Below are 16124 nucleotides of genomic sequence, written 5' to 3'. Positions count from 1 at the left end.
CCGGACACCCGCGACGACCACGCCCGGCCGCCCACGGCGACCGTGATCAGCCGCCCGCGGCGACCGTGATCAGCCGCCCGCGGCGGCGACCTTGCCCGTGTAGATGTCGGCCCGGTCGGGCAGCCGGACCGGGACCGGCGCCCCGAAGCCGTACAGCGTGGTGGTGGAGGTCACCGACGTCCCGCCCGTCGTACCGTTGGCGAAGCGGAAACGCTGGCGCACCTTGCGCAGCCGCCCGGTGTCGTCCAGGTACGCGTCGAAGGGCACCACGTCGGTGGTGAAGCCTTTCTCCGCCGCGGTCAGCGCGGGCCGCACCGCCGCGGACGCCGCGCGCGCCGCGGCCCCGATGTCCGTCGTCCCGCTGAAGTGCCGCACCGGGACGCCGTCCAGCCGCTCCCGCCCCTCGTACGTCACCTCCCGCACGCCCCGCAGCAGCTCGGCGGCGGCCATCGGATCGGTCGCGCCGCCGGTGACGAGATTGCCGTCGGCCAGCGAGGCGGTGTCCACCCGCACCCACTTGCCGGCCGGCACGCCCGCCCCGCGGTTCTTCATGTACAGCGCGGACGGCGTGAGGATCTCGGTGATCGTGCGCTGCGCGCCGCTCCCGTCGCCGGTGTCCGGAAGCCGTACGTCCAGCTGCCCGGTCCGCTCGCGGTAGTCGTGGCCGCCGGTCCCCCGGATGGCGACGCGGGTGCCGCCGCTGACGGTCTCCAGCTCCGTACGCACCCGGGAGGAGCCGGCCCGGACCAGCGCGTCGGCACTGGCACGCAGGGCCGCGGCGTAGTCCGTACGGCCGGCCGGGGAGCCGGCGTCCGCCGGGCCGGCGGGGTCCCGCGGCCCGGCGGACGGACGGTCGCCCGGTGAGCGGGCACGGTCGGTGAAGGGCGGCCCGGCCGCGGACCCGCCCACCGGGCCGTCTGCGGAGCGGCGGGCCGAGGTGTGGTCGTCGGCCGCCGCCCCGTTGGGGGAACAGCCCGTGGTGAGCAGCCCGGCCAGCAGGCCCACCCCGCACACGGCGGCCGCGACGGCACCGCCTCGCCTGTCCTGCACCACCATCGCGTACGAGCCCCCTCGGCCGCTCTGCTCGGGTAGTAGCGGACCGGGATGTTCCGGTTGTCCGGACCACCACGACCCGTTCCGTTCAACGACTGTTCAGCCCGCTTCGTCACGCCCGTACACCTGGGGCGCGTAGCGTGGCGCTGTGCAGGACCGAGCAGCACAGGAGCCGACGGCGCCGCTCTCCGGGGCGCCCGACCACCGGACCACCACCACCGAACGAGGTTCGTTCTGCCTGGCCCGCTGCATCTGCGGCTGGCACGGCCCGGCGCGCCGGGCCCGCTCCCAGGCACGGACGGACGCGGAACAGCACCACCGGGCGGGGTGAGCACCGGCCCCGCCGACCGGCTCCGGGCGGACGCGCCGCGCCCGCCCGGCAGGCCCCCACGCCCATAACCGCACGTAGCGCCCCAGAGCCATGCCCCTGGAACCTCCCCGGGCCCCCGCCCCATCTGGGTAGGGGGAAGCATCCACGGCGCGCGGACCCGCAAAGGGTCCCAAAAGGGGCAGTTCACAATGAAGCGGCGCACGATACTGGCAGCCGGCGGCGGACTCGCGGCGGCGACCGCCGGCTTGACCACCGCCTGCAGCACCGACACCGGCCACGCGAACACCCCCGGCGGCGCCGCGTCCGGCGGCGTCGGCCTCAACACCAGCTCGCAGACGGGCAGGCCCCCGGCCGCCAAGGCGTCGTGGGACGCGCTGCGCAAGAGCCTCGACGGCAAGCTGATACGCGCCGGCGAAGCCTCGTACGACGCGGCCCGCCGCCTGTACAACACCCGTTACGACAACCTGAAGCCCGCGGCCGTCGCCTACGTCCGCCACCCGGCCGACATAGCCGAGTGCCTGTCCTTCGCCCGCCGCTACAACGCCCCCGTCGCGATACGCAACGGGGGTCACTCGTATGCCGGTTGGTCCAGCGGCAACGGCAAGCTCGTCATCGACGTGTCCGCCCTGAACTCGGTCTCCGCCCCCTCCGGCGGCATCACCCGCATCGGCGCCGGCGCCAAGCTCATCGAGGTCTACGAAGGCCTCGGCAAGCACGACGTCACGATCCCCGGCGGCTCCTGCCCGACCGTCGGCATATCGGGCCTCACCCTCGGCGGCGGCCACGGCGTCGCGTCCCGCGCCTACGGTCTGACCTGCGACAGCCTCGTCGGCGCCACCGTCGTCACCGCCGACGGCAAGACCGTCGAGTGCGACGCCAAGCGCGACAGCGACCTCTTCTGGGCGCTGCGTGGCGCCGGCAACGGCAACTTCGGCGTGGTCACCGAGCTCCGCTTCCGCACCCACGCCGCGCCCCGCTCGGTCATGGCCTACCTGACGTGGCCCTGGGCCAAGGCCACCGCCCTGCTGCGCTCCTGGCAGGAGTGGGGCCCCACCCAGCCCGACGAAATATGGTCGTCCCTGCACCTGGACGCCCACCCTGGCGGCACCCCGACCGTCTCCGTCGCCGCCTTCTCCCTCGGCTCCTACGGCGACCTCCAGAACGCCGTCGACAAACTGGCCGACCGCGCGGGCGGGCCCGGGCCCGCGAAGTCCGTACGGCTGACGCCCAGCTCGTACCTCGACGCGATGGAGTCCTACGCGGGGTGCTCCTCGAAGACCACCGAGCAGTGCCACCTGCCGGGCGCCCTCCCCGGCCGCGACGCCGCCGGCAAGCTCGCCCGCGAGACGTACGCCGCCCGCTCCGACTTCTACGACCGCTCGCTGGACGCGGCCGGCATCCGCGCCCTGCTCGGCCAGATCGAGGCCGCGAGCCGCAAGGGCGTCGCCGGCAACACGTCGCTGACCGCACTGGGCGGCGCGATCAACCGGGTCCGCCCCACCGACACCGCCTTCGTGCACCGCCGCTCGCGCTTCCTCGCGCAGTACCTGGCGTCCTGGAAGGCGGGCGGCACGGGCGCCGCCCAGAGCGCCTGGCTGGACGGCGTCCACGGCGCGATGCGGCGCTACGCCTCGGGCGCCGCCTACCAGAACTACACGGACGCGGCCCTGACCGACTGGAAGAAGGCCTACTACGGCCCGGCCGCCGGCCGCCTCACCGAGCTGAAGCGGCAGTACGATCCGAACGGGCTGTTCAGGACGTTTCCGCAGGCCCTGTGACGGTACGTCCGTCCGCTTGCGGCGGGGTGGCGGTACGTCCGTCCCGTTGGACGGGTGATGGCCCGCCCGCCCCCCGTACAACGGAGGTGACGGCGTGTCCGCCCCCTGTACGACGAGGGTGACGGCCCGCCCGCCCCCATACGACGAGGGAGGACCGGGCTGTCGGCCCCGGTCCTCCCTCGTCGTCCGTCCGTTCCTCTCCCCGGCTACGCCGCCAGGTCCTCGTCCCGCTCCTCGCGCGCCACCGGCGGTACGGCCGTCACCGGCTCGGAGACCGCACGGGGCGCGGGGCCGCCGGCCCGGACGAGCCACCATGCGGACGAGCGCCCCACGGCCGTCGTCACCGGGATCAGCATCGCCTGCGCCACCGGCGCCAGCAGCAGCGCCACCGCCGTGCCGAGCGCGAAGCCGCCGATGACGTCCGTCGGGTAGTGCACGCCCATGTAGACCCGGCAGAAGCCTTCCAGCAGCGCCAGGCCGATACCGATCAGCCCGTACTTGCGGTGGGCGATGAACAGGCCCACGCCGACCGCCATGGTCAGCGTCGCGTGGTCGCTCACGAAGGAGAAATCCGTCTTGCCGGGCACGAGGACTTCCAGCCCCGCGTGGACCCGGAACGGCCGGGGCCGCTCCACCACCGCCCGGATCGGGATGTTGGCCAGCAGCGCCACCCCGGCGGCCAGCGGCGCCCACACCAGGCCCGCCACCCTGCCCGGCGCGTCCGGCCGCCTGCGCGCGCCCCACCAGGCGATCAGACAGAGCACGGCGAGCGCGGCGATGAGGCCGTACTCCCCCACGAACTTCGTGGCGCGGTTGAGCCACTCCGGTGCGTCCTTCGCGAGGCCGTTGATGCCGTCGAGCACGTTCACATCGGGGTTCGACCCGTCCACTGCGAGTCCAGCCATCTGCCGCGGCCCCTTACCTTTCGCGCGCGCGAGCGCCGTGTGAGTGCTGCCAACCCCCGTGGTCGTCGGGCGTGGCCGGAATTCCACGGCCTCGCCATGTCTCCATGCCCAGGAAACGCGATGGACAGCCGAGCCGTTCCAGCTTCCACCGGATGATCACCAGGACGTTATCGAAGAGAGACTGATGTCCGCAGTTCAGGGCCCCATGTTCACGCAGCGTTCGGTCGGGGCAGCGCTTTCGCGCCATCTTCGGTGACCCGGGTCGCACCGATGTAGTCCGGTGTGTCGATCTTGTCGAACCGGATCACCGCGCCCGTGTACGGAGCATTGATCATGTATCCGCCGCCCACATAGATCCCGACGTGGTGGATGGACCGCGGATCGTTCAGGTTGTGCGCGAAGAACACCAGGTCCCCGGGGAGCAGCTCGTCCCGCTTCGGATGCGGCCCGGCGTTCCACTGGTCGTTGGCCACCCGCGGCAGCTCGATGTCCACCGCGTGGTACGCCGCCTTCGTCAGCCCCGAGCAGTCGAACCGCCCGTCCTGGTCCGGCGTGCCGTTCCCGCCCCACAGGTACGGCTTGCCCAGCTGCTCCTGGGCGAAGGAGATCGCGGCGGCCGCCTGCCGGGAGGCCGGCACCCGCCCGACCGGCGCCTCGAAGCTCTTGGCGAGGGTCGTAATGATCTTCACGTAGTTCTGCGTCTCGCTGATCGCCGGCACCCCGCCCGCCTTGATCACCCGGTACGCGCCCGCGTTGTACGCCGCCAGCATGTTGTGCGCCGGATCACCGGGCACGTCCTTCACGTACTTCGCCAGCTCGCAGTCGTACGACGCCGCCGACGGGATCGCGTCCGCCGGGTCCCACACGTCCCGCCGCCCGTCCCCGTTGCCGTCGATGCCGTGCGAAGCCCACGTACCGGGGATGAACTGGGCGATGCCCTGCGCCGCCGCCGGGCTCTGCGCCCTCGGGTTCCAGCCGCTCTCCTGGTACAGCTGCGCGGCGAGCAGCGCCGGGTTGATGGCGGGGCACAGATTGCCCCACTTCTGCACCAGCGGCTGGTACGAGGCCGGCACCGCGCCCTTCGCCAGCCCCACCGCCCGGCCCGCACCACCCGCCAGGCCCGCGGCGGCCGTGTACGTACCCACCACGAGCAGCGCGAGGAAGCAGAGCACCAGCCCGACCCCGACCCCACCGGCCACCCAGTATTTGCGCACCCCACAACCCTCCCCCAAACGGGCGCGTTTCACCGCCGTTTTCGTCATGTACCTCGCCACACCACGGCTGTACGGGCCACCTCCCGCGCTCCCGGCAGACCGCCCCGGGCGCGCGGATCCACGCCGCGCCCGCCCCTCGCTCCCCCAGCTCGAACCAGACCGACTTCCCGTCACCCGGCCCGTGCCGACACACACTCCACTCGTCGGCACACACCCCACTCGTCGGCACACACCCCGACCAGGTACAGCCCGCGCCCGCCCGTCGCGTCGTCCGCGTACCACCGCCGTACCGGCAGCCCCGGCGCCCCGTCGTGCACCAGCACCCGCAACGTGCCCGGCCCCGGCCACTCCCCGTACAGCGTCACCGGCTCCGAACAGCCACTGCGGCGGCGGGCGTTGACAGCGTTCGTCACCACCTCGGAGGTCAACAGCAGCGCGGTGCCCGCCAGCCCGCCCCGCCCGGCCGAGCGCACCGCCGTACCGACCGCGTTACTGGCCGTACGCACCCACCCCGGATCCGGGACGAAGCCCGAGTCTCATGAGGGCCGGGACTCGCTGCCCCTGATCCACCACCTCGTGCACACGTTGTAAGGAACCACCATGTCGCAGCTCGTCTGGCGCGAGTCTTCCTGCAGTGCGCACCCCAGGACGACTGCGTAGAGGTGGCCGCGAGCGCGAGCGGACCGATCCTCTACCGGGAGAGCGACCACCCCGGGGGGGTCGCCCAGGCCACCGGCCACGCCTGGACCGCGTTCCTCCGGGCCGTAAAGTCCTCCGCGTACGAGTGAGTGCACGAGGTCACCGCCCACCGCGGGCCCGACGGAGGAACTTATGCCGACCACCCCGACTCCCCCCACTCCCCCCGAGAACCTCACCTGGCAGAAAGCCACGGACGACGAGAGCGCGCCCGAGTACATCGAGGTCGCCTTCGGGGCCGACGGCGACGTCCATCTGCGGACGAACACCGAACCGGACAACATCGTCACCACGACGCGCGTCAAGTGGGACGCGTTCGTCCTCGGCGTGAAGGCCGGGGAGTTCGACCACTTCGTGGGGCTTTGAGGTCACTCACGCCCCTCTGTCCGTACATTGCCCGGCGTGTTCGACCGTGATACACACGGTGATGCCGACGGGCCGTCAGGCGCCGTGCGCCCCTGCCCGCACGCAATCCCCACGGGATCCGTCAAAGAAAGCCGCCAAGTCGACATCTGGTGGCGGTTTTGTCGGCGAAGATAGATGCTGGCTCGTACCGTGTGGCGCGGGTACACAACAACCCATAAGGGGCGGTGAGTTCATTCATGCACTTGGCGGCCGAAAAGGGCGACATCACCACCATCATTGGCGGAATCGCCCCGGACTGGGGTCCGTTCGGGACACTGGGCAACGAAGCACGCGTCATGATCGAGGTGGTCATGGCAGTAGCGATTCTGCTCTGCCTCGGCATCGCGATCTGGGGCGCGGCCAAACAGCGCATCGGCGCCACCGCGCTGCGCGACACGTTCAGCGCCGAACAGGGCAAGGGCCTCATCGTGGCCGGCCTGACCGGTGTGTTCATCATCGGGTCGCTCGGCACGCTCTTCACGATCGTGTACGGGATGGCCGTGTAGCCAGGGCGGCCGGGGACGGCCGCGCCGGTGCCCGGGAAGCGGCCCGGCCGACCTGTACGGACCGGCGGGCCGAACCGGCCGCCGGCCGACCGGCCCTCCGTGCCGCGGCCCCCGTCGCACCACCACCCCACCGTCCCCTCCCCACATCCCGAATCCCCTCACCCACGCCCCCGCACGCCACCGGCGCAGCGCACCACGGACCGCCTCCTCCCGTACGCCCCGCCGGACGCCCGCACCACAGCCCCTCCTCACCTCACCCACCACCGGCCACACCCTTCGCCGAGAGCACCCGCCGATGCCCGCTCATTCCGCCCCGAACCGTTCCGCTTTGCGCCACTCCGGCGAGCAACGGGCCGATTGGGCCGCGTACCGGGCGGGGACACAAGGGCTTGGCGGGGACCGAGCGGCGGCCGCGGCCCACGGGGTGGACGCACCTGCCGCAGAGTCCCCCATTCGCCTCTTCCGCCCGACATCTGAGGTCCCGTCACGGTGAGATCTACTCGTACCACTGCGCCCGAGCCGCTGCCCGCGCGGCTACGGTCATATACGGGCGGCAAAAGGACAGCAGTGACGGCCAGGTCGGTTGAGGGGGCACAGGCACGATGAGTCTCAGCGATGGCGGTGGATACGGCGGTGGCGAGCCGGGCGGCCCGGACACGGGCGGCCAGACCCGCACCAGACTTCCCGACGGCGGCGGCGACCCGTACGGGGCGGGCCGCCGCACCCGTACCGGCTCCTCCAGCCGGAACCTGATCACGATCGTCGGCGTGGTGGTCCTCCTGATCGCGGCCATCGCCTTCGCGAACCGCGGCGGAGACGGACAGGGGTCCGGCGACGACAGCGCGAAGGAAGCGGACGCCCGCTCCACCGCACCGACCGGCACCAAGCCGGTCGGGGGCAAGAACGGCGGCATCGCGTCGGGCTTCGCGAAGACGGAGCAGGGGGCGCAGTCGGCGGCGGCGAATTACGCGGTGGCACTCAACAGCGACGGCATGTACACGAAGGACCGGCGGCGGACGATAGTCACCACGGTGTACGCGCCGGACGTGGCGGCAGCCCGCGCAAGCGCCCTCGACACGGCGTACGGCAACCCGAAGTTCCTCGGCCGCATCGGGCTGAAGCCCGACGGCCGGGCTCCTGACGGGTCGACATTCGTCTCCCGGGCCAACCCGGTCGGCACCAAGGTCGAGAGGTTCTCGGGCACCGCGGCCAAGGTCTCGGTCTGGTACTCGGCCCTCTTCGGCATCGCCGGCTCCGATTCCAAGAACCCGGTCGCGGAGGGCTGGTACACCAACACCTTCGACCTGCAGTGGATCGACGACGACTGGAAGATCACCGACTTCACGCAGAAGGACGGCCCGGCTCCGGTCGGCCGGGACCAGACCGCGTCGTCGGCCGAGGAGATGTCCAAGGCTGTGCAAGGCTTCGGAGGGTTCACGTATGCCCGCTAATCATCGTCGTCGCGCTCTCTCCCTCACCGCCATGGTGACGGGCGTACAGACGACTGTCCTCCTCCTGGCGTCACGCGCCTTCGCGGAGCCGAGCCCCGCCCCCACGCCCACACCTACGGGTACGGGCAGCCCGTCCGCGAGCCCTTCGCCGAGCAACGAGGCCTGCGACCTCATTCGCGGCCTCGCCAGGGAATACTGCCAAGAAGGCGACAAAGCCAACACCACCCCCAAATCCCCCGGCGGCCTGACCGACAACAACCCCCTCGACCCCCTCACCTCCCTCGCCAAGGGCTGTGCCGACGCCGCCGCCTGGATCGTCAACAAGCTGTCCGACGCCGTGAAGGCGACCTCGCAGGTCGACTTCACCAACGCGGCCTTCCTCAAGCAGTACGCCGTCGTCTTCGCCGCCTCGACCGTACTGACCCTCGTGCTGTGGCTGCTCGCCGTCGCCAAGCGCGCCGTGCGCGGCGTGCGGCTGACGGAGGCGATCAGCGAGGCAATCGGCTTCCTCTGGCTGACCGTGCTCGCCTCCGCGTTCACGCCGCTGATCCTCTACACCGTCGTCTCCGCGACGGACGGCATCACCGAGATCATCGCGAAGGGGACGGGCGCGCAGACCGACACCTTCTTCGGGGCGTTCGCGGGGGCGCTGAAGAAGGACACGGACATCGGCGGCGGCCCGATCATGCTGATCGTGGTCTCGCTGGTCTCGGTGCTGGCGGCCGGTGTGCTCTGGCTGGAGCTGGTGATCCGGGCGGCCCTGCTGTACGTGGGCGCGCTGCTCGGCACGGTCGTCTACGCGGGCCTGGTCGACAAGAACATGTGGGGGCACGTCCGCCGCTGGGCGGGCATCATGATCGCGGTGATCATGGTGAAACCGGTCATCGTGATCGTCCTGGGCATCGCCGGCGCGCTCACCACCGGCGACGGCCCGAACGCCATCTCCGCCGTCGTCTCCGGCCTCGCGATCATCCTGCTGGCCATCTTCGCCAGCGCCGTGATCTACCGTTTCGTCCCCGGTTTCGGCGACGAGATGGTCTCGGCCCGTACGAACAAGAAGCAGGCCACCGAGGGCTCGCAGGCCGCCGCCGTGATCTCCTCGCCCGCCGCGCTGGTGTCCCAGGGCATCAAGACGCACAGTTCCCGCAGGTCCGGCGGGGGCGGCCAGGAGCAGGGCGGCGGCCAGGCCCGGCCGGCCGACGCGGTCTCCGGCGGTGTGGCCGCCCACGGCAGCCGCGGCGGCGGCTCCGGCGGCCGCGTCCCGGCCCCCGCCTCGCCCGCCCCCCGCGCACATCCGTCCCCCGGTTCCAGCTCCGGCTCCGCCGGCAACGCCCGCTCCGGCAAGACTCCAGGAGGTGACGGGCGTTGACGACCCAGTCTCACCCGATCACGCCCCGCCGCACCTACCTGATCGGCCGCGCCCGACCGAACGCGATCGTCGGCAAGAACCGCGAGACCGGTGAGATCGCGCTGATCATCGCGGGCGCGTTCATCGGCATGGTGTGCGGTCTGCTGGTGCCGGTGCTGTCGCTGCGCATCGCCACCCTGACCGGCTTCCCGCTGCTGGCGATCGCCGCGGTCTACTTCCCGTACCGCGGCCGTACGTTCTACAAGTGGTTCGAGATCAACCGCAGCTACCGGCGTACGGTCCGCCGCGGCACGACGTACCGCTCCGGCGCCGCCGAGGCCGGTGTCCGGCTGGACGGCCGCGAGGTGGAGATCGGCCCGCCGCCCGGCATCGGCCGCATCAACTGGCTGACCGCCCCGTTCGGCCCGGACGAGATCGCCGTCCTGCTGCACGCCGACCGCCGCACCGTCACGGCCGCCATCGAGATCGAGGGCCCGGGCGTCGGCCTGCGCGACAGCGAGGACCAGGAGGCCCTCGTCGAGCGGTTCGGCACGCTGCTCAAGCACGTCGCCAACGGGGACGGCTTCGTCACCCGCCTCCAGATGCTGGCCCGTACCCTCCCCGCCGACCCCGACGCCCACGCCAAGGACGTCGCCCAGCGCGGCAACCCGGACTCCCCCGACTGGCTCCAGGACTCCTACGACCAGCTCCAGTCCATGGTCTCCACCTCCTCCGAGCAGCACCGCGCCTACCTCGTGGCCTGCATGCACTACACCCGCGAACTGGCCGCCGAGGCGCACACCATGGCGCGCGCCGCGCACCTGCACAACGGCGGAGTGATCCGCAAGAAGCTGGACCGGGACGCGGGCCTGGCCGTCGTCATGGCCCGCGAGCTGACCGACATCTGCGCGCGGCTGGCCGAGGCCGACATCCGCGTACGCCAGCCGCTCGGGCAGAGCCGGCTGTCCTCCCTGGTGCACTCCATGTACGACCCGGACCACCCCATCGACCACATCCAGGCGATGAGCCAGCGCAACGCCTGGCCGGCCGAGCTGGACGCGATGGAGCCGACGTACCTCCAGGCCAAGACCCGTGAGTCGACCACCCGCGCGCCCTGGTGCCACGCCACGGCCTGGGTCAAGGAGTGGCCGCTGACCCCGGTCGGCGTCAACTTCCTGGCCCCGTTGCTGGTGCACACTCCCGACGTCATCCGTACGGTGGCGGTCTGCATGGACCTGGAGCCCACCGAGATCGCGATCGAGCGGATGCTGACGGAGAAGACCAACGACGACGCGGAGGCCAGCCGGGCCGCCAAGATGAACCGGGTGGTCGACCCGCGCGACGTGGCCCACCACGGCCGCGTCGACCAGCGCGGCGAGGACCTGGCCTCGGGCGCCGCCGGCGTCAACCTCGTCGGCTACATCACCGTCTCCTCCCGCTCCCCGGAGGCGCTGGCCCGCGACAAACGCACCATCCGCGCCTCGGCGGGCAAGAGTTACCTCAAACTGGAGTGGTGCGACCGGGAACATCACCGCGCCTTTGTGAACACGCTGCCGTTCGCGACCGGGATCCGCCGCTAAGCCGCTGGGAGGCGCGTACGTCATGGCCATGCTCGATCCGCTCGCAGCGCTCACCGAGGCGTTCACCAGCTTCCTGTTCGGGAAGGTGGAGACGACGCGGCTTCCCGTACGGACCTCCACCGGCCAGGCCCAGGCCGTCTACCTGCCGACCGCCGCACCGGGCCTGGGCGACTCCGGCGTGATCATCGGCCGCGAGGTCTACAGCGGCAAGGGCTACATCTACGACCCCTTCCAGCTGTACGGACAACAGCTGCCCGCCCCGCACTGGCTGGTCCTCGGCGAGTCCGGCAACGGCAAGTCGGCGCTGGAGAAGACGTACGTCCTGCGCCAGCTGCGCTTCCGCGACCGGCAGGTCGTCGTCCTGGACGCCCAGGGCGAGGACGGCGTCGGCGAGTGGAACCTGATCGCCGAACAGCTCGGCATCACCCCCATCCGCCTGGACCCCACCGCCGCCCTCAACGGCGGCATCCGCCTCAACCCCCTCGACCCGTCGATCACCACGACCGGCCAGCTGGCCCTGCTCCGTACGATCATCGAGGTCGCCATGGGCCGCGGCCTGGACGAGCGCTCCGGCTTCGCGCTCAAGGTGGCCCACGCGTACGTCAACGAGACGATCACCAACCGGCAGCCGGTCCTCACCGACATCGTCGAGCAGCTGCGCCACCCGGAGGAGGAGTCGGCCGAGGCCATGAACGTCGACATAGACGACGTACGGGCCTGGGGCCTGGACGTGGCGCTGGTCCTCGACCGGCTGGTCGACGGCGACCTGCGCGGCATGTTCGACGGCCCGACCACCGCCGGCATCGACCTCGACGCACCGCTGATCGTCTTCGACCTCTCGCACATCGACCGCAACTCGATCGCGATGCCGATCCTGATGGCCATCGTCGGCGTGTGGCTGGAGCACACGTGGATCCGGCCCGACCGGAAGAAACGGATCTTCCTGGTCGAGGAGGCCTGGCACATCATCAACTCGCCGTTCGTCGCCCAACTCTTCCAGCGGCTCCTGAAGTTCGGCCGCCGCCTCGGCCTGTCCTTCGTCGCCGTCGTCCATCACCTCAGTGACGTGGTCGACGGGGCGGCCGCCAAGGAAGCCGCGGCGATCCTGAAGATGGCCTCCACCCGCACGATCTACGCCCAGAAGAGCGACGAGGCCCGGGCCACCGGCGCCGTCCTGGGCCTGCCGCGCTGGGCCGTCGAGATCATTCCGACGCTCACCCCCGGCATCGCGGTGTGGGACGTCAACGGCAACGTCCAGGTCGTCAAACACCTGATCACCGAGGCGGAACGGCCCCTGGTCTACACCGACCGGGCGATGACCGAGAGCTCCGCGATGCTGACGGAGGAAGCGCTCGCGATCGGGCGGGCGGCGGACGCGGAGGCCGAACGGCGGGCCGAAGAGCTGGCGATGCGGCGGCAGTTCCGGGACGAGTCGAGCGAGACGGTGGCGTGACGCGGGGATACGGGAACGGTCAGGGGAACGGGCACGGCGGTACGGGCCTCCAGGGCGGCGCAGGGGGACCTGCCGGACCGGGTGGCCCTGCCGGACCGGTCGGCCCGGGTGGCGGGCGGGGGCGCGGCGTCCCCGACTCCCTGCTGATCGGCGTGCTCGTCTTCCTCCTCGGCCTCACCGTCCTGGCCTGGACGGCGACCGGCCTGGCCGGACTCTTCACCCACGGCGCCTGGCCGGACGGCGTGACCTTCACCCGTACGCCACTGGCCCTGCGCAGCCTCATAGGCGCCCCGCACGACCTCGCCGCCGCCTGGCCCGACACCCCGGCCGCACAGCTCTCCGGATACGGGCTGTTCTGGGGCATCCTCATCAGCGAACTGCTGGTCCTCGTCGTCCTGACGGTCTTCGCCCTGGGGACGATCGCCCGCTACCGGGCCGTACGGGCCAATCGGCGTGCTGCGGGGAAGGACGGCGGGCGGGGCAGGGGCGCCGGGCGGGAAGGGGCTGCCGGGGCTGCCGGGGCTGCCGGGGCTGCCGGGGCTGCCGGGCGGGACGGTACCGCCGGCGCCGCCGAAGCCGTCGCAACGCCTCCGCCGGCCACGGAATCCGTCACTCCGACGGCCACCGGACCCGTCACGCCGACGGCCTCGGAACCGGCTGCACCACCGGTCCCGCCGCCCGCGGCACCACCGGTCTCGGAATCCGCGGCACCAGCAGTCGCGCCCACCGCTACAACCGCTGGAACCACCGCAAGCATCCCGCCCATCCCTGTCCCCGCCCCTGTCCCCACTCCCACCGTCACTACCCCCGACCTCCTCCCGGCCCCCACCCCAGCCGTTCACTACGGCAGCGACCGCCGCCAGGCCGGCGCGCTCGCCGCGGCCGCCGTCGCCGCCGCCGAAGGCCCCCTCGTCGTCGCCACCACCGACCCCACCCTCTGGGCCGACACCAAGGACGGCCGCGCCAAACTGGGCCCGCTGCTGACCTACGACCCGCAGCACCTCCTGGACACCCCGGCCCGGACACGCTGGTCACCGACGTCCGGCTGCGAGGACATCGCCACCGCCGCGGCCCGCGCGGCCGCGCTCCTCACCCCCGTGCGCCCCGCCGGCACCCTCGACTCCGCGGTGGCCGACGCCGCGACGACCCTGCTGCGCTGCTGGCTGCACGCCGCCGCCGTGGACGGGCGGCCCTTCCGCCAACTGCACCGCTGGGCCCACACCAAGGGCGCCGCGCACGAGCCCGTACGGATCCTGCGTACGAACCAGAAGGCGTCGGCGGGCCAGGCGGGCGAGCTGGAGTCCGTACTGACCGCACACGCGGAACGCCGCGAGATGGCCCAGGAGTTGGTCTCCCGCACCCTGGCGTCCCTGGCCTCGATCCACATCCGGGACGCCTGCAATCCGGCGCGATCCGATGCCCTTCTTCTCGAATCTTTCATCGACGAAGGGGGAACGCTCTACGTGGTAGGGGAATCCATCGAGGATCCGCGAACCAATCCGGGTGCGATGCCGTTGTTCGTCGCACTCCTCTCCAACGTGGTCGAGCGCGGCCGCCGCATGGCCGAACGGTCATCCGCCGGTCGGCTCGACCCACCACTCACCCTCGTCCTGGACGACATCGCGGCGCTGGCGCCGTTCCCCGCCCTGCCCGGCCTCCTCGAAACCGGCCGTGCGCAGGGGCTGTTGACGCTGGCGACGATGCGCTCCCAGGAGCAGGCCCGCGCCCGCTGGCCGCACGCCACGCTCCCGGCCTGACCGGCGGGCCGCTACGCGCGCTCCAGCGCCATCTCGTGCTCGACAGCGCTCTCGTCCTTGGGATCGGCCATCGTCCGGCCCGTCTCGACGAAGCCCAGCGACCGGTAGAGGGCCGCCGCGCGCTCGTTCTCCTCGTGCACCCAGAGCCGTACGCGCTCCACCGTCGGCCGTGACCGGCCCCACGCCCACTCCACGGCGGCCGCGAACAGCTCGCGCACCAGCCCCGTACCGCGATGCTCCGGACGTACGTAGACCCCGACGATGTGCGCCCACGGCGCCTCGCCACCCCGCTCGTCCGCGCCCTCCTTCTCGACGAGCACGACGACCATGCCGCCCCAACTGCCGTCCGGTGCCTCGCCGATGAACGTCAGCGGGTCCCGGTCCTCGTCACTCCGCGCCGCCCGCCGCTGCCACACCTCGTCCGGGTACGCCGCGACCTTCTCGAAGGGCTCGTTGAAAGCGATGCGCGCCACCGGGTCGGACAGCGCCGCCAGCCGGAGTTCCCTGAGCCGCTTCCACTCGTCCGCCTTCACCGGCCTGATCAGATAGCCCATCGACCCAGCATCCCAGCAGCCCGTCCCTCTGGCCACACGTAATCCTCCCTCCCCACCCCGCACTTGCTAGTTAGGCTAGCCTCACCTAACTATTACTCCTCTCATGGAGGCACCGTCTTGCCCCGAGCCATACCCACCTCCGAACCCGCACCACTCACCTCCCGCACCGACAACCACACCGACACCGACCCCGACCCCGACCCCGACCCCCACAGCCTCCGCGCCCTCCGCCTGGCCGGCATCGCCGGAATCCTGACCTCCGCGGCCTGGCTCGTCGGCGACATCCTCCTGCTCGGCAAGCCCATGGTCGCGCCGGACCAGTACCCGATCCTCACCACGTACGACGGGATGGCCCGCGACTCCCTGGCCGCGATGCTCCCCGCCTCCACCACCCGCCTGGCCTGGGGAGCCCTGCTCGGCGTCCTGACCGGACCGCTCTACCTCTACGCCTGCCGCCACTTCCGCCACGCTCTTCTCCCGCAGCCCCGTCGGCTCGCCCTGCCGCCCTTCCTCCTCCTGACGGCCGGCTACGCGCTCGCCCCCTTCGCCCACGGCTCGTTCTTCTACTGGGGTCAGGCCGCGAAGGCGGTGCACGAGTCCGGCGCCGACTCCGCCGCGCTGACCGCCCTCCCGGGCGACCTCGCCACGGTGCTCTTCATCCCGTACGCGGTGCTCCTGGCCCTCTGGGGCGTCGGCTCGGTCTGGCTGGCCGTCCTCGTCCTCCGTGGCGGCACCGCCCTGCCCCGCTGGATGAGCATCGCGAACCCGCTGGTCTGCACGCTCATCGGCACTCTCGTCACCAAGCTCTGGCCCGGTGCCATGGGTACGGCCCTCCAAGGAGCTGCCCTGAGCGTCGGCAACCTGCTGCTCTTCTCCCTCACCACCGCGGTGTTCTGGAGAAAGACGACAGCCTGACGCTGTCCCGGAACGCAAAAAAGCTCCGGTCCCTGAACCAGAAGGTTCAGGGACCGGAGCTGAAAAATTGTTCGGCGGCGTCCTACTCTCCCACAGGGTCCCCCCTGCAGTACCATCGGCGCTGAAAGGCTTAGCTTCCGGGTTCGAAATGTAACCGGGCGTTTCCCTAACGCTATGA

The 16124-nt window shown here is 71.7% G+C and carries 16 protein-coding genes and 1 rRNA gene; 11 read left to right on the top strand and 6 right to left on the bottom strand.

Translation table 11 applies throughout. The annotated features are described in order from the left end of the window. Nucleotides 1-69 precede the first annotated feature (69 nt). Nucleotides 70-1056: an SCO4651 family lipoprotein gene (locus tag JXZ78_RS35160; RefSeq protein WP_030021081.1), complete on the bottom strand. Its 987-nt coding sequence runs from the start codon at nucleotides 1054-1056 to the stop codon at nucleotides 70-72. A gap of 145 nt (nucleotides 1057-1201) precedes the next feature. Between JXZ78_RS35160 and JXZ78_RS35155 the strand changes: the two genes are divergently transcribed. Both JXZ78_RS35155 and JXZ78_RS35150 read left to right on the top strand, forming a co-directional pair. Then, the gene (locus JXZ78_RS35155) at nucleotides 1202-1384 is read left to right on the top strand and encodes a hypothetical protein (protein ID WP_078624354.1); all 183 of its coding nucleotides are present in this window, start codon (nucleotides 1202-1204) and stop codon (nucleotides 1382-1384) included. Nucleotides 1385-1572: 188 nt separating this feature from the next. Beyond that, a complete protein-coding gene (locus JXZ78_RS35150; protein WP_030021082.1) occupies nucleotides 1573-3162 on the top strand; it encodes an FAD-binding oxidoreductase in 1590 nt (529 codons plus the stop codon). Nucleotides 3163-3368: 206 nt separating this feature from the next. Here JXZ78_RS35150 and JXZ78_RS35145 read toward each other — a convergent pair whose 3' ends face one another. The 3 genes from JXZ78_RS35145 to JXZ78_RS35135 form a co-directional block, all read right to left on the bottom strand. Further along, nucleotides 3369-4067 (bottom strand): phosphatase PAP2 family protein, encoded by a 699-nt coding sequence (locus JXZ78_RS35145; protein ID WP_030021083.1) that lies wholly within the window; start codon nucleotides 4065-4067, stop codon nucleotides 3369-3371. A 209-nt stretch (nucleotides 4068-4276) separates the two neighbouring features. Next, the gene (locus tag JXZ78_RS35140) at nucleotides 4277-5281 is read right to left on the bottom strand and encodes an NlpC/P60 family protein (protein WP_030021084.1); all 1005 of its coding nucleotides are present in this window, start codon (nucleotides 5279-5281) and stop codon (nucleotides 4277-4279) included. A gap of 170 nt (nucleotides 5282-5451) precedes the next feature. After that, entirely contained in the window at nucleotides 5452-5787 is a 336-nt protein-coding gene (locus JXZ78_RS35135) for an ATP-binding protein (protein ID WP_063726107.1), read from the bottom strand. Between the two features lie 108 nt (nucleotides 5788-5895). On the opposite strand from JXZ78_RS35135, the gene JXZ78_RS35130 reads away from it, so the two are divergent. The 8 genes from JXZ78_RS35130 (at nucleotide 5896) to JXZ78_RS35095 (ending at nucleotide 14477) form a co-directional block, all read left to right on the top strand. Further along, complete coding sequence (locus tag JXZ78_RS35130) at nucleotides 5896-6069, top strand: DUF397 domain-containing protein (protein WP_372498471.1); 174 nt, start codon at nucleotides 5896-5898, stop codon at nucleotides 6067-6069. Between the two features lie 43 nt (nucleotides 6070-6112). After that, on the top strand, nucleotides 6113-6343 hold the full coding sequence (locus JXZ78_RS35125) for a DUF397 domain-containing protein (RefSeq protein ID WP_030021085.1): 231 nt from the start codon (nucleotides 6113-6115) through the stop codon (nucleotides 6341-6343). Nucleotides 6344-6579: 236 nt separating this feature from the next. Continuing rightward, nucleotides 6580-6888: a DUF8827 family protein gene (locus tag JXZ78_RS35120; RefSeq protein WP_030021086.1), complete on the top strand. Its 309-nt coding sequence runs from the start codon at nucleotides 6580-6582 to the stop codon at nucleotides 6886-6888. A gap of 602 nt (nucleotides 6889-7490) precedes the next feature. Beyond that, complete coding sequence (locus JXZ78_RS35115) at nucleotides 7491-8339, top strand: DUF8175 domain-containg protein (RefSeq protein WP_030021087.1); 849 nt, start codon at nucleotides 7491-7493, stop codon at nucleotides 8337-8339. After that, nucleotides 8329-9708, top strand: coding sequence for a hypothetical protein (locus tag JXZ78_RS35110; RefSeq protein WP_030021088.1), 1380 nt, complete (start codon nucleotides 8329-8331; stop codon nucleotides 9706-9708). The genes JXZ78_RS35115 and JXZ78_RS35110 overlap by 11 nt, the downstream gene beginning before the upstream one ends. After that, nucleotides 9705-11267, top strand: coding sequence for an SCO6880 family protein (locus tag JXZ78_RS35105; protein ID WP_030021089.1), 1563 nt, complete (start codon nucleotides 9705-9707; stop codon nucleotides 11265-11267). The genes JXZ78_RS35110 and JXZ78_RS35105 overlap by 4 nt, the downstream gene beginning before the upstream one ends. Before the next feature lie 28 nt (nucleotides 11268-11295). Next, a complete protein-coding gene (locus JXZ78_RS35100) occupies nucleotides 11296-12720 on the top strand; it encodes an ATP-binding protein (protein WP_030021090.1) in 1425 nt (474 codons plus the stop codon). A 140-nt stretch (nucleotides 12721-12860) separates the two neighbouring features. Then, nucleotides 12861-14477: a type IV secretory system conjugative DNA transfer family protein gene (locus JXZ78_RS35095; RefSeq protein WP_275128537.1), complete on the top strand. Its 1617-nt coding sequence runs from the start codon at nucleotides 12861-12863 to the stop codon at nucleotides 14475-14477. 11 nt (nucleotides 14478-14488) lie between these two features. On the opposite strand, the gene JXZ78_RS35090 is transcribed toward JXZ78_RS35095, so the two are convergent. Beyond that, on the bottom strand, nucleotides 14489-15067 hold the full coding sequence (locus tag JXZ78_RS35090) for a GNAT family N-acetyltransferase (RefSeq protein WP_372498470.1): 579 nt from the start codon (nucleotides 15065-15067) through the stop codon (nucleotides 14489-14491). 81 nt (nucleotides 15068-15148) lie between these two features. On the opposite strand from JXZ78_RS35090, the gene JXZ78_RS35085 reads away from it, so the two are divergent. Further along, entirely contained in the window at nucleotides 15149-15946 is a 798-nt protein-coding gene (locus JXZ78_RS35085) for a DUF6796 family protein (RefSeq protein WP_030021093.1), read from the top strand. A 69-nt stretch (nucleotides 15947-16015) separates the two neighbouring features. Here JXZ78_RS35085 and rrf read toward each other — a convergent pair. Further along, nucleotides 16016-16124, bottom strand: a 5S ribosomal RNA gene (rrf, locus tag JXZ78_RS35080); the annotation flags it as partial.

The organism is Streptomyces monomycini (genome assembly GCF_022271435.1).
Classification (GTDB): Bacteria; Actinomycetota; Actinomycetes; order Streptomycetales; family Streptomycetaceae; genus Streptomyces; species Streptomyces monomycini.
This window is presented reverse-complemented; position numbering and strand designations above follow the sequence as displayed.

Bases quoted from the DNA above. Each gene is read 5' to 3' on its own strand.
- JXZ78_RS35150 (WP_030021082.1), top strand. From the start codon at position 1,573: ATGAAGCGGCGCACGATACTGGCAGCCGGCGGCGGACTCGCGGCGGCG.
- JXZ78_RS35110 (WP_030021088.1), top strand. From the start codon at position 8,329: ATGCCCGCTAATCATCGTCGTCGCGCTCTCTCCCTCACCGCCATGGTG.
- JXZ78_RS35115 (WP_030021087.1), top strand. From the start codon at position 7,491: ATGAGTCTCAGCGATGGCGGTGGATACGGCGGTGGCGAGCCGGGCGGC.
- JXZ78_RS35100 (WP_030021090.1), top strand. From the start codon at position 11,296: ATGCTCGATCCGCTCGCAGCGCTCACCGAGGCGTTCACCAGCTTCCTG.
- JXZ78_RS35160 (WP_030021081.1), bottom strand. From the start codon at position 1,056: ATGGTGGTGCAGGACAGGCGAGGCGGTGCCGTCGCGGCCGCCGTGTGC.
- JXZ78_RS35145 (WP_030021083.1), bottom strand. From the start codon at position 4,067: ATGGCTGGACTCGCAGTGGACGGGTCGAACCCCGATGTGAACGTGCTC.
- JXZ78_RS35125 (WP_030021085.1), top strand. From the start codon at position 6,113: ATGCCGACCACCCCGACTCCCCCCACTCCCCCCGAGAACCTCACCTGG.
- JXZ78_RS35120 (WP_030021086.1), top strand. From the start codon at position 6,580: ATGCACTTGGCGGCCGAAAAGGGCGACATCACCACCATCATTGGCGGA.